The organism is Streptomyces sp. 1-11, assembly GCF_007176755.1.
Classification (GTDB): Bacteria; Actinomycetota; Actinomycetes; order Streptomycetales; family Streptomycetaceae; genus Streptomyces.
Genome location: NZ_BJTV01000005.1, coordinates 323,036 through 335,148, shown reverse-complemented (window position 1 = coordinate 335,148; position 12,113 = coordinate 323,036). Strand labels below are relative to the sequence as shown.

10 protein-coding genes and 1 tRNA gene are annotated in these 12,113 nt (G+C 73.1%); 3 read left to right on the top strand and 8 right to left on the bottom strand.

From position 1 onward, the window contains the following. Positions 1-82: 82 nt before the first annotated feature. Complete coding sequence (locus TNCT1_RS13435; RefSeq protein ID WP_143631149.1) at positions 83-691, bottom strand: TetR/AcrR family transcriptional regulator; 609 nt, start codon at positions 689-691, stop codon at positions 83-85. Between the two features lie 196 nt (positions 692-887). On the opposite strand from TNCT1_RS13435, the gene TNCT1_RS13430 reads away from it, so the two are divergent. Next, complete coding sequence (locus tag TNCT1_RS13430) at positions 888-4,202, top strand: S41 family peptidase (protein ID WP_143631147.1); 3,315 nt, start codon at positions 888-890, stop codon at positions 4,200-4,202. Between the two features lie 360 nt (positions 4,203-4,562). On the opposite strand, the gene TNCT1_RS13425 is transcribed toward TNCT1_RS13430, so the two are convergent. The 4 genes from TNCT1_RS13425 to TNCT1_RS13410 form a co-directional block, all read right to left on the bottom strand. Then, the gene (locus TNCT1_RS13425; RefSeq protein ID WP_143631145.1) at positions 4,563-4,847 is read right to left on the bottom strand and encodes a hypothetical protein; all 285 of its coding nucleotides are present in this window, start codon (positions 4,845-4,847) and stop codon (positions 4,563-4,565) included. 87 nt (positions 4,848-4,934) lie between these two features. After that, complete coding sequence (locus tag TNCT1_RS13420) at positions 4,935-5,819, bottom strand: SDR family oxidoreductase (protein WP_143631143.1); 885 nt, start codon at positions 5,817-5,819, stop codon at positions 4,935-4,937. Further along, positions 5,816-6,772: an alpha/beta fold hydrolase gene (locus TNCT1_RS13415; RefSeq protein ID WP_143631141.1), complete on the bottom strand. Its 957-nt coding sequence runs from the start codon at positions 6,770-6,772 to the stop codon at positions 5,816-5,818. The genes TNCT1_RS13420 and TNCT1_RS13415 overlap by 4 nt, the downstream gene beginning before the upstream one ends. Continuing rightward, a complete protein-coding gene (locus tag TNCT1_RS13410) occupies positions 6,769-8,298 on the bottom strand; it encodes an NAD(P)/FAD-dependent oxidoreductase (protein ID WP_143631139.1) in 1,530 nt (509 codons plus the stop codon). The genes TNCT1_RS13415 and TNCT1_RS13410 overlap by 4 nt, the downstream gene beginning before the upstream one ends. A gap of 188 nt (positions 8,299-8,486) precedes the next feature. On the opposite strand from TNCT1_RS13410, the gene TNCT1_RS13405 reads away from it, so the two are divergent. Next, positions 8,487-9,107 (top strand): MerR family transcriptional regulator, encoded by a 621-nt coding sequence (locus TNCT1_RS13405; RefSeq protein WP_143631556.1) that lies wholly within the window; start codon positions 8,487-8,489, stop codon positions 9,105-9,107. 19 nt (positions 9,108-9,126) lie between these two features. Here the strand turns inward: TNCT1_RS13405 and TNCT1_RS13400 are convergent, their stop codons facing one another. Next, the gene (locus tag TNCT1_RS13400) at positions 9,127-9,930 is read right to left on the bottom strand and encodes an exodeoxyribonuclease III (protein WP_143631137.1); all 804 of its coding nucleotides are present in this window, start codon (positions 9,928-9,930) and stop codon (positions 9,127-9,129) included. Positions 9,931-9,997: 67 nt separating this feature from the next. Here TNCT1_RS13400 and TNCT1_RS13395 point away from each other — a divergent pair, with 67 nt between their 5' ends. Beyond that, positions 9,998-10,474: a GNAT family N-acetyltransferase gene (locus TNCT1_RS13395; RefSeq protein WP_143631135.1), complete on the top strand. Its 477-nt coding sequence runs from the start codon at positions 9,998-10,000 to the stop codon at positions 10,472-10,474. A gap of 49 nt (positions 10,475-10,523) precedes the next feature. Here TNCT1_RS13395 and TNCT1_RS13390 read toward each other — a convergent pair. Beyond that, positions 10,524-10,597: transfer RNA gene (locus TNCT1_RS13390), tRNA-Ala, on the bottom strand. A 92-nt stretch (positions 10,598-10,689) separates the two neighbouring features. Next, on the bottom strand, positions 10,690-12,006 hold the full coding sequence (glpR, locus tag TNCT1_RS13385) for a gephyrin-like molybdotransferase receptor GlpR (RefSeq protein WP_174266274.1): 1,317 nt from the start codon (positions 12,004-12,006) through the stop codon (positions 10,690-10,692). Positions 12,007-12,113: the final 107 nt, after the last annotated feature.

Genomic DNA, 12,113 nt, shown 5'->3' with positions numbered 1-12,113 from the left:
CATCAGGGCAGGGGCGATCAGCCCGACGACGTGAGCGGTGACGTCAGATGGTGGGCTTGCGGGGAGAGCGATCAGGGGATGATCAAGCTGATCGGGCTGGGGTGACGCCGAGGGCGGGGAGGACCACGGCGTCGATGTACGAGGTGAGGAAGGCCCGGGTGGGCGGCTGGTCGTCGAGCAGCGCGCGGGTGGCGAAGCCGCCGACCATCATGTGCAGCAGGAAGTCGAGCGCGGGACAGTCGGGGCGGACCTCGCCCCGGTCGATCGCGCGCCGGATCACCTGGTGGAAGCCGGAGATCTCCGGTTCCACGAGCTGGGCCCGGAAGGCCTCGCGCAGGTCGGGGTTGTTGTGCATCGCCATGGCGACGCCCCGCATGAGCGCCGAGTTCTGCTCGATGGTGCAGTCGTCCTCGAGCCGGACCAGTGCGTGCAGGTCGCCGCGGAGCGTGCCCGTGTCGATCTCACCGATCCGGTCGGGTTTGCCGTGCCGGATGGCCTTCACCACCAGCTCGGCCTTGCCGCCCCACTGGCGGTAGAGGGTGGCCTTGCTGGACCGGGTGCGGGCGGCGACGGCGTCCATGGTGAGGGCGTCGTAGCCGACCTCGCGCAGCAGGTCGAGCACGGCCGCGTACAACTCGGCCTCGCGTTCGGGCGTGATCCGACTGCGACGCGCGGCTGCGGCCTCAGTCATGTCTCTCACCTTCCCGGTGCGGCTGCCCGCTTGGAACGACACGGTTTCGTACACGACGAATGTACCCCAGCCCTAAGCGAAACGAAACGGTTTCGTTCGTGTGCTGGGTCACGCCTGTCGGATTCCCATAAGGATCCGGGGCTCTCGCAGTCCGCTCCGGTTGCTGGGCCCCCGCACCCGGAAAAGCATGGGGAGGGTGAGCTATCTGCGCCTGCCCCACCTCAACGGCGAACTGCTGTGCTTCGTGGCCGAGGACGACCTCTGGCTGGCCCCCCTCGACTCCCCCGGCCGGGCCTGGCGGCTCACCGTGGACCGCGCCAAGTGCGGCCACCCCCGCTTCTCGCCCGACGGCGGCCGCATCGCCTACGCCTCCTGGCGCGGCCTCGTGCCCGAGATCCACCTCGTCGGCGTCGACGGCGGACCGTCGCGGCAGCTCACGTACTGGGGCAGCGCCGACACCCAGGTGCGTGGCTGGACCCCGGACGGCGACATCCTCGCCGTCACCTCCCACGGCGAGCCCTTCTCCTACTTCACCTGGGCCTACAAGCTGACCACGGACGGCGCACCCGGCCGCGTGCTGCCCTGGGGCCCGGTCTCCGACATCCAGGCCGCCGACATCGACGGCGAGCGCCGGAGCCTGCTACTCACCGGCACCCCGCCGCACGAGCCGGCCTCCTGGAAGCGCTACCGGGGCGGCGCCATGGGCCGGCTCTGGCTGCACGGCCGGCGGCTGCTGCCGGACATCGGCGGGCACCTGCACTCACCCATGTTCGTCGGCGGCCGGATCGCCTTCCTCTCCGACCACGAGGGCGTCGGCAACCTCTACTCCTGCGCCTACGACGGCTCCGACCTGCGCCGCCACTCCGACCACGACGCCTTCTACGCCCGGCACGCCTCCAGCGACGGCGCACGGGTGGTCTACCAGTGCGCGGGCGGCCTGTGGCTCGTGGACGACTTCGCCCCGGACGCCGTGCCGCGCAGGCTCGACATCCGGCTGGACGGGCCGCGCGCCGGGCGCCGCCGGCACCAGGTGCCGGCCGCCCTGAACGTCGACGGCATCTCCGTGGACGAGACCGGACGGGCCAGCGCCGTCGTGGTGAGGGGCAGTCTGTACTGGCTCACGCACCGGGACGGCCCGTCCCGCACCATCACCGACACTCCCGGGGTCCGGGTCCGGCTGCCGGAGATGCTCGGCACGACCGGGCAGGTGGCGTACGTGACGGACGCCGAGGGCGAGGACGCCGTCGAGATCGCCCGGCTGCCCCGCGCCTCCGGCGACCGCGCCGCGCGCCGGCTCGCCCAGGGCGAGCTGGGCCGGGTCCTGGAGATGGTCTCCGACCCGCTGGGCGAACGGCTCGCCGTCGCCTCCCACGACGGACGGCTGCTGCTGATCGACGTCGGGGACGCACAGGAGGAGGCGGCCGGCGAGGCCGCCGCCGAGGGCCCGGCGGACTCCGGGGACCCCGGCGGCGGGACGGCCGCCGCCGTTCCGGACGGCCTGGTCACCGAGCTGGTCCGGTCCGGCAACGGGCCCGTCCGCGACCTCGCCTTCTCCCCGGACGGCTCCTGGATCACCTGGTCCCACCCGGGGATCGGCCGCTCCCTGCGGCAGATCAAGCTGGCCCGCATCAAGGACCGGCACATCGTGGACGTCACCAACGGCCGCTTCGAGGACGAGAACCCCGTCTTCACCCGCGACGGCCGCTACCTCGCCTTCCTGTCCTGGCGCGGCTTCGACCCGGTGTACGACGTCCACACCGGCGACCTGTCCTTCCCGCTGGGCTGCCGCCCCTATCTGGTCCCGCTCTCCTCGGCGACCCCCTCGCCGTTCGCCCTGAACCCCGAGGGCCGCCCGGCCGCCGGGGGACTGGACCCGCTCGAGGACGAGGGCGGCGGGGAGGGCGGCGCGGTCACGGTGGAGGTGGAGGGCCTGGAGAACCGGGTGACGCCGTTCCCGGTGGTCGCCTCCAAGTACTCCGCGCTGTACCCGGTGGCCGGCGGGGGCCTGGTCTGGCTGCGCTGGCCGATCTCCGGCGCGCTCGGCGAGACCTTCGCCAACCCGGCCGACATCAGCGGCCGCCCGACGCTCGAGTACTTCAACATCGCCAAGGCCAAGAAGGCCGAACTCGTCGACCACATGGACTGGTTCGCGGTGAGCGGGGACGGGACCCGGCTGGTGGTGGTCGACGAGGGCGACCTGCGGGCGGTGCCGTCGACCGAGACCGGCGACGGCGACACGACCGTCTGGATCGACCTGCGCCGCATCGTGCACCACGCCGACCCGCCCGCCGAGTGGCGCCAGGCCTACGACGAGGCCGGCCGGCTCATCCGCGCCTACTTCTGGGACCCCGGGATGTGCGGCATCGACTGGGACGCGGTGCTCGACCAGTACCGCCCGCTGGTCGAACAGGTCGCCTCCCCCGACGACTTCGCCGACCTGCTGCGCGAGGTCCTCGGCGAGCTGGGCACCTCGCACGCCTACGTCACCGCCGCCCGCCGCAACGAGGGCCCGGCCCAGTACCAGCGCTGGCAGGGCCTGCTCGGCGCCAACCTGGTCGAACGGCACGGCGGGTGGGCGGTCAAGCGCATCCTGCCCGGCGACTCCTCCGACTCCAAGGCACGCTCGCCGCTGGCCGGCACGGGCATCCGCGAGGGCGCCCTGCTGACCCACGTCGACGGCCGTCCCGTCGACCCGCTCACCGGGCCCTACCCGCTGCTCGCCGGGTCGGGCGGCACGACGACGGAACTGACCTTCGCCCCGCCGCCGGGCGAGCCGGGGCGGCCCCGGCGGGTCGCCATTGTGCCGCTCGTCGACGAGCGTCCGCTGCGCTACCAGGACTGGGTGGCCAAACGCCGCGAGGTCGTGCGGGAGTTGAGCGGCGGCCGGTGCGGGTACCTGCACATCCCCGACATGGGCGGCTCCGGCTGGGCCCAGTTCAACCGGGACCTGCGCATGGAGGTCTCCCGACCGGCGCTCATCGTGGACGTGCGCGGCAACGCGGGGGGGCACATCAGCGAACTCGTCATCGAGACCCTCAGCCGGACGATCCTCGGCTGGGACCTGACCCGCAACGCCCAGCCGGTGTCGTACACCTCGAACGCGCCCCGGGGCCCGATCGTGGCCCTGGCCGACGAGGCGACCTCCTCCGACGGCGACATGATCACCGCCGCCTTCAAACTGCTGAAGCTGGGGCCGGTGGTCGGGCAGCGCACCTGGGGCGGCGTGGTCGGCATGACGGGCCGGCACCGGCTCGGCGACGGCACGGTCATCACGGTGCCGATGAACGCGGCCTGGTTCGACGCCTACGGCTGGTCCGTGGAGAACCACGGCGTCACCCCGGACCTGGAGGTCCTGCGCACCCCCCTGGACTGGGCCGAAGGCCGCCACGCCCAACTCGACGACGCGGTCCAACTGGCCCTGGAACTCCTGCAGACCAACCCCGCCGCCAGCCCCCCGGACTACACCGACGTCCCCCACACCCCCCGCCCACCCCTCCCACCGAGACCCTGATCTTCCAAGGGGCGCGGGCAACTGCGCGATCTCCAGGGGCGCGGGGAACGGCGCAATCCTTAGGGGCGCGGGGAACTGCGCAATCCTTAGGGGCTGGGGAACTGCGCAATCCTTAGGGGCTGGGGAACTGCGCGATCTTTTAAGGGGCGCGGGGAACTGCGCGACCAGCCCCCACCCACCCGCACCCGACAACCCACCCCCGACACCCCCGCCCCCAACACGCCACCGCTGAAAAACCCGAGCGCACCAACGCCCCGCTCCAACACCCGAACGCCCCCCAGACCAACAAAGGGAGGGGCGCCCCCCAAAAACCTCGGAGGGCACCCCAAGCCGCCAACCCGGCCGAAGCCGAGCGCAGCGCTACGCGTCGTAGTCGGCGTCGAAGCGGTCGTCCATCTCCCGCTGCGAGTCGTCCTCGCGCATGTTGCGACCCCGCTCAGGCTGCTGGTGGCCTCGCTGACCCTGCTGCGGCCCGTGCTGACCCTGCTGCTGACCACGCTGGCCCTGCTGCTGGCCGCGCTGGCCGGCCTTCTCCCGGGTGGCCTGGCCGGCCTGGCCGGCCTTCTCCCGGGCCTGGCCGACCTTCTCGCGGGCCTGGTCCTGGAAGTCGCTGGTCTTCTCGGTGAACTGGTCCTTCATACCCATGTGGGTTCACTCCCGAAGTGGGTGGGGGGTTGGCCCCCGGTGGGGCCTCGACCAGATTCACACGGCCCAACACGCTCCGCATGTCGATCAGTTACGCAGCGTAGCCCGGGCCGCCTCGTCCGCCTCCCCACCTGCGCCGACGAGCCCGGAACGCATCCCCTGGAGCCGCGGCGCGAACCGCCGCATCTCCCGCTGGCCGACGGTTCCGATGAGCGCCGGCAGGTACCCGCGCACCCCCTGCATGCCCCGCAGCCACCACTGCCCGTACACGTGCGCCGAGCGCCGCTCGATGCCCTCGACGAGCCGGTCCACCGCCGGGCCCAGCGGGTACGTCTTGTTCGACGGCCACGGCAGCCGCTGCCTGAGCTCCCGCATGACGTCGTCCTGGTCGGCGCCGCGCACCATGTCGGTGTCGGTCCAGGACAGGTACCCGACGCCGACCCGGACGCCCTGGTAGCCGACCTCGGCCCGCAGGCTGTGCGCGTAGGCCTCCACGCCCGACTTGGAGGCGCAGTACGCCGACATCATCGGCGCCGGGGTGATGGCGGCGAGCGAGGCGATCTGCAGCAGGTAGCCCCGGCTCTCGACCAGCACCGGCAGGAACGCGCGGGCCGTGACCGCCGAACCGATCAGATTCACCTCGATCACCCGCCGCCACGCCTCCGGGTCGGAGTCGATGAAGGGCCCCCCGGTCGCCACGCCGGCGTTGGCGACGACGATGTCGACCTTGCCGAAGCGCTCCTTCACCTCCCGCGCCACCCGGCTCATCGCCTCGTGGTCGGTGACGTCGGCGTACCAGTGGGCGCTCTCGCTGTGCAGCCGCCCGGAGACCTCCTTGAGGGCGTCCTCCTCCAGGCCGACCAGCGCGACCCTGGCGCCGCGCGCGGAGAGTTTGCGGGCGAGCAACTCGCCGACGCCGCGCGCCGCTCCGGTGACCACGGCGACCTGTCCTTCGAGGCTGACCCTGCTCATGCGCCCTCCTTGATCTGCTGCACGACGTCGGTACGGGAGTCGGGGGTGTCCCCCGTGACGTAGGTGGTGACGAGCTCCCGGATCCGCCCGGTCACCTGCTCCGGGGCCTCGACGGGAGACATGTGGCCGACGCCGGGCAGCTCGGTGAGCCCGAGGCACCGCGGCAGGGCCGCGACCAGCGCGTGGGCGTGCACGACGGGTGTGAGCCGGTCGGCGGCGCCGTGCACGACCGCGGTGGGCACCCGCAACTGCCGTACCCCGTGGTCGAGGTCGAGCGTGGCGAGCATGCCCGCCCAGGCGTGGCGCACGGTGCGCGGGCAGGCGTGCACGATCCGCGCGCAGGCCTCCACCATGTGCGGGGCCGAACCGGCGCCCATGGTCCCGTACTTGAGGACGCGCATCGCCAGGGGTGTGACCGGGCCGAGCGGGGCGCGCGAGCTGAGCACGCGCCCGGTGAGCCAGGTGCGGGCCCGTCCGGCGCGCAGCGGCACCACCCGCGCCTCGGCGACCAGCCGGGAGCTGCCGGTGCTGCACAGCAGGGCGGCCGCGGCGTGCTCGCGGAAACGGGGGCGCGCGGAGGCGGCCATGACCGTCATCCCGCCCATGGAGTGGCCGACCACGAGGGCCTTCTCCCCCGGCGCCAGGGTCTGGGCGAGCACCGCCTCCAGGTCGTCCGCCAGCGCCTCGGTGGTGCAGGCGTGGCTCGCCGGGCTGCGCCCGTGCCCACGCTGGTCGTATGCGATCACCCGGTGGTCGGCCGCCAGGTCCCTGATCTGCGCCGCCCAGAAGGCGGTCGAGCAGGTCCAGCCGTGGGCGAGGACGACGGGCGGGGCGTCCTCGGGGCCGTGCACCTCGGCGTGCAGCCGGGCGCCGTCGGCGGAGACGACGGTGAGGGTGCGGGCCGGCACCGGCGGGGCGCAGGGGCCTGCGGCCGTCTCGGCGGTCCGGCTCATACGGCGGCCTCGCTCTGCCGCCCGGTCACCGGGCCGGCGTCGGCGACGGGGGCGCCGGCCGGCCGGACGACCTCGTACTCCGCCAGGTCGACCCGCCGGGTCGCGCGCCGGAACTCCGCCGTCGTACCGGGCCAGATGGTGGTGTTGCGGCCGCTGGGGTCGAGGTACCAGCTCGTGCAGCCGCCGGTGTTCCACACGGTCCGCTTCATGCGCTCCTGGACCTTGTGGTTCCAGGCGTCGACGGCGGCGGGCCGCGCGTCGAGGGCGGCGCGGCCTCCGAGCACGTCGAGCTGGCGCAGGTAGTCCGCCATGTAGTTGAGCTGGGACTCGATCATGAGGATCATCGAGGAGTTGCCGAGGCCGGTGTTGGGCCCGATGATCGTCATCCAGTTGGGGAACCCGGCGGCCGAGGCGCCGCGCAGCGCCCGCATGCCGCCCTTCCAGGTCTCGGCGAGCGTGGCGCCCTCCGCCCCGACGACACGCTCGGCGATGGGCATGTCCGTGACGTGGAAGCCCGTGCCGAAGACGATCGCGTCGACCTCCGCCTCGCTGCCGTCGGCCGCGACCACCGTGGAGCCGCGGACCTCGCTGAGCCCGCTGGCGACCACGTCCACGTTGGGCCGGGCCAGCGCCGGGTAGTACTCGCTGGAGAGCAGGATCCGCTTGCAGCCGATGCGGTAGTCGGGGGTGAGCTTGGCGCGCAGCGCCGGGTCCTTCACGGCGCGGCCCATGTTCCGCTTGGCGAGCTGCTCGACCAGGCCGAGTTCGTCGGGGTGCTTGGTGAACGCCTGCACCTGCAGTTCCCGGATGCCCCACAGCACCCCGCGCCTGAGCCGGGTGGTGAACGGCAGCGCCTGGTGCAGCCGGCGTTCGGCCGCGCTGATGGCGCGGTCCATGCGCGGCATCACCCAGGGCGGGGTGCGCTGGAAGAGCGTGAGCCGGCCGACCTGGCGCTGGATGGCGGGCACGATCTGGATGGCGGAGGCCCCGGTGCCGACCATGGCGACGCGCTTGCCCCGCAGGTCGTAGTCGTGGTCCCAGCGGGCCGAGTGGAACACCTTGCCGGGAAAGGACTCCAGCCCGGGGATCTCGGGGATCTTCGGGTCGGACAGCGGCCCGGTGGCGGAGACCACGACGTCGGCGGTGAGCGTGCCCCGCGCGGTCTCGATCTCCCAGCGCAGGAGCTCGCCGTCCCACCGCATCACCTTCACCTCGGCGCCGAAGCGGATGTGCGGGCGCAGCCCGAAGAGGTCGGTGACGTGCTCCAGGTAGGCGCGGATGTGCTGCTGCCCGGAGAAGGTGCGCGGCCAGTCGGGGTTGGGCGCGAAGGAGAAGGAGTAGAGGTGGGAGGGCACGTCGCAGGCGCACCCGGGGTAGCTGTTGTCCCGCCAGGTGCCGCCGACGCTGTCGGCCCGCTCCAAGACGACGAAGTCGGTGATCCCCTCGCGGCGCAGCCGCACCGCGGCCCCCAGTCCGCCGAAACCGGACCCGATCACCGCCACCCGTACATGCTCGTGCTCGGCCATCCCGAAGCCTCCACGCATCGCCTTGACTCTGCCAGTGAACACTGGCGCAATGGGACTGTAGAGCAGTGGCGTACCGAGCGGTAGGGGGCGGGAAAGGGAAAGTTACCGGCGGTACAACATAGGCTGCGACCGTGACGGACGACGGCGGACACGAGGACGAGCAGGGCGGCGCGGCGCGCGAGTACCGCATGGAGGAACTGGCCCGCCTGGCCGGCATCACCGTGCGCACCCTGCGCTTCTACCGCGAACGCAAGCTGCTCCCGCCACCGCGCCGCGAGGGCCGCATCGCCTGGTACGACGACCATCACCTGGCCCGCCTGCGCACCATCGCCGCCCTGCTGGAGCGCGGCCACACCCTCACCGGCATCGCGGAGCTCGCCGAGGCCCTCGACCAGGGCCGCGACGTCGCCGACCTCCTCGGCGTCGGCACTCCCACCGAGGAGGAGCCGGTCCGCCTCACCCCCGAGGAGCTCGCCGCCCGCTTCGAGGGCGAGGTCACCCCGGAGAACCTGGCCGCCGCCATGGACCTGGGCTACCTGGGCACCGACGGCGACGAGATCGTCCACATCAGCCGCCGCCTGCTGGACGTCTCCTCCGCCCTGGTCCGCGAGGGCATACCCCTGGCGGAGGTCCTGGCGGCCGGCAAGCGCGTCCGCGAACACGCCGACGCCCTCGCCGCCCTCTTCACCGACATGATCCTCCGCCACGCCCCCGAGGAGGACCTCCACCGCCTGCGCCCCCTGGCCCGCAGCGTCGTCGAGGCGGAACTCTCCCTGGCCCTGGACCGGCGGATCAGCAAGCGGGGCTGAGCGGGCCCCAGGCGGGGGCCTACAGGTCGTACACCACGGTCACCGGCGCGTGGTCGCTCCACCGCTCGGCGTGCGTGGCGGCGCGCTCGACGAACCCCTTGACCGCCCGGTCCGCGAGCCCCTGGGTGGCCGCGTGGAGGTCGATCCGCCACCCGGAGTCGTTGTCGAAGGCGCGCCCCCGGTACGACCACCAGGTGTACGGGCCCTCGACGTCCGGGTGCAGGGCGCGCACGACGTCCACGTAGCCGCCGTCCCCGGCGGTGAGGACCCGGGTGAGCCACTGGCGCTCCTCCGGCAGGAAGCCCGAGTTCTTGGTGTTGCCGCGCCAGTTCCTGAGGTCGGCCTGCTGGTGGGCGATGTTCCAGTCGCCGCAGACCAGCACGTGGCGTCCGTCGGCGGCGGCCCGTTCGCGCAGCTCCTTGAGGTACGCGAGGAACTCGCCCATGAAGCGCATCTTCTCGTCCTGGCGCTCGGTGCCCACCTCACCGGAGGGGAGGTAGAGGGAGGCGACGGTGACGCCTGGCAGATCGACCTCCACGTAGCGGCCGCTGCCGTCGAACTCGGCCGAGCCGAAGCCGGTCCGGACGCGGTCGGGTTCCCGGCGCGTGTACAGGGAGACGCCCGCGCGCCCCTTGGCGGCGGCCGGGGCGTGCACGACGTGCCAGCCGTCGGGCTGCCGCACCTCCTCCGGCAGCTGCTGCGGCTCGGCGCGCACCTCCTGCAGGCAGACCACGTCCGCGGAGGTCCGGGCCAGCCACTCCACGAAGCCCTTCTTGGCGGCGGCCCGCAGTCCGTTCACGTTCACCGAGGTCACAGTCAGCACCAGGGCACGATACCGGCACACTGGACGAGGTCAGTTTTCCCCTATGCATAGAAGTACGATGCCCAGTATGAATATTCGCCGTGTCCGTTTCGACCACCCCGACGCCGTCAAGCTCAACGACGAGGTCCAGGCCGAGTACCACCTGCGCTACGGCGACGGCGGCGACGCCACGGTGCTCGACGCCACCGACTTCGACTCGCCCCGGGGCGCGTACCTGATCGCGTACGACGAGCGCGACCGGCCGGTGGCCACCGGCGGCTGGCGCAGCCAGGACAGCAACGGCGAGGGCAACGAGGACGGCGACGCCGAGCTCAAGCGCATGTTCGTGGTGGCCGGGATGCGCGGCCGGGGCCTCGCCCGGCGCATCCTCGCGGCCCTGGAGGAGGACGCTCGCATAGCCGGCCGCGTCCGCATGGTCCTGGAGACCGGCACCCAGCAGCCCGAGGCCATCGCCCTGTACACGTCGAGCGGTTACGAGCCCTGCGCCAAGTTCGGCTACTACCGCCACCACGAGGAGAGCCTCTGCTACGCGAAGCGGCTGTGAACACGATGAAGCCCCAGTCGGCTTTCGCCGACTGGGGCTTCATGATGCGTGGACCTGAGGGGATTTGAACCCCTGGCCCCCTCGATGCGAACGAGGTGCGCTACCGGACTGCGCCACAGGCCCTTGCAACGAGTGAAACTCTAGCATCCCCGTCGGGGTGCTTGGAAATCCGTTCCCTGACTGGTCAGGGGCGGGCTTCCCGGGGGTGACGGCTGTCACTCGTTGGCCGCGCGCGGCCGGTCGCCGTCCTCGTACTGGTCGAAGAGCGGGGTGCGTCCGCGGTCCCGCGTCCGGCGCGCGGCGGCCGGCCCGGAGGCGGTCCCGCGCGAGCGGGTCCGGGCGTGCGGGACGGAGTCGCCGCGGCCGTCCTCCGGCCCGCCCCCGGCGGCGGCCGGCCGGTCCGTCCCGGCGTCCGGAACGGCGCCGTCCTGCTCCGGCACCAGGGGGCCGGAGCGCGCCGAACTCCAGGTGTCGGGTGCGCCGAGATCGACCCCGGAGGCGGCCCGGGGTGCGACCGGTGCGGTCACGTACGTCGGCAGCGGCACGGGGACCGGGTCCCAGCTGTCGCCCTGGCCGGGCCGGCGCTGCCGCTCGCGCTGCTGGTCGACCCACTCGGCGTGGTCGGTCTGCTCGACGAGGGCGCGGCGGTCGGCGGCGAGCGCGGACATGCCGGGGTCGGTCGCGACGGCCGGCTCCTCGTCCGGTTCGCCGGCGGCCGGGCCGGCGTCCAGGGGCGCGCGCCGGCGCGGCTGGCGCTCGCGCAGGCTGCGGGCGGCGTCCTCGGCGCGGCGGCGGTCCATCTGGTAGGCGAACCGGCGGCGTTCCTGGATGCGCAGGTACGCGATGTACCCGCTGAGCATGAGCGCGGGCACGCCGGGCGCCCACAGGAAGGCGAGGCCGCCGACCGCGGCGACGATGGCGCCTGCGGTGAAGGCGAGGAAGAGCATCACGGTGGTGCGCCGACGGCGCGCGAGCACCTTCGAGCGCCGGGCACGCGCTGCGGCCGCCTGTGCCGAGGCCGTGTTCCGGGGGGCGGGCACCCGCGCCTGCCCCTGGGCCTGCGCCTCCCCTTGCGCCTGCGCGGGCACGGACACGGAGCCCGTCGCGGAGCCGGACGCGGGGGCGGAGGACCTGGGTGGGGAGGCGGACGACTGGGCCGCCGGGCCGCCGGGCCGGTCGCGCGCCGGTTCCGCCGGGTCCGCCTGCTCGGCCGGGTCCGCCTGCTCGGGGCCGGTACCGGCGTGGACCTGACGGCGGGTGGGAGGCATGGCGAAGGCCCGGACGTCCACCGAGTCGGTGGCGGCGTCCGGTTCACCGGTGTCCGGCTCCCCCTCCTGGGTGGAGCGCGCCCGCAGGTCCTTGGCGTACCGGCGCTCCATGCCCGCCCGTCCGGACAGCAGCCGGATGGCGGTGCTGAAGCGTTCCGTCGGACGGGCCTCGTTCAGCTCGTCCTGCCTACGGAGCCACATCGGCACCAAGTAGGCGGCCCAGGCCCCGACGATGACTGCGTAGATGAGGCCGCTGCTGCTCACGTCTCACACGGTAGAGGGGTTTGCGTGAGGCCATCCGCCAATTGGGCCGGTGTGTCGCACGATCTGGCTGATATTTCGAGCTTTTTTTGCGACCGATGCGATCAGTG

What these genes read in the sequence shown, in the direction of transcription:
- TNCT1_RS13435 (WP_143631149.1), bottom strand. Translation starts at nt 691, where the DNA reads ATGACTGAGGCCGCAGCCGCGCGTCGCAGTCGGATCACGCCCGAACGC.
- TNCT1_RS13425 (WP_143631145.1), bottom strand. Translation starts at nt 4,847, where the DNA reads ATGGGTATGAAGGACCAGTTCACCGAGAAGACCAGCGACTTCCAGGAC.
- TNCT1_RS13420 (WP_143631143.1), bottom strand. Translation starts at nt 5,819, where the DNA reads ATGAGCAGGGTCAGCCTCGAAGGACAGGTCGCCGTGGTCACCGGAGCG.
- TNCT1_RS13415 (WP_143631141.1), bottom strand. Translation starts at nt 6,772, where the DNA reads ATGAGCCGGACCGCCGAGACGGCCGCAGGCCCCTGCGCCCCGCCGGTG.
- TNCT1_RS13410 (WP_143631139.1), bottom strand. Translation starts at nt 8,298, where the DNA reads ATGGCCGAGCACGAGCATGTACGGGTGGCGGTGATCGGGTCCGGTTTC.
- TNCT1_RS13405 (WP_143631556.1), top strand. Translation starts at nt 8,487, where the DNA reads ATGGAGGAACTGGCCCGCCTGGCCGGCATCACCGTGCGCACCCTGCGC.
- TNCT1_RS13395 (WP_143631135.1), top strand. Translation starts at nt 9,998, where the DNA reads ATGAATATTCGCCGTGTCCGTTTCGACCACCCCGACGCCGTCAAGCTC.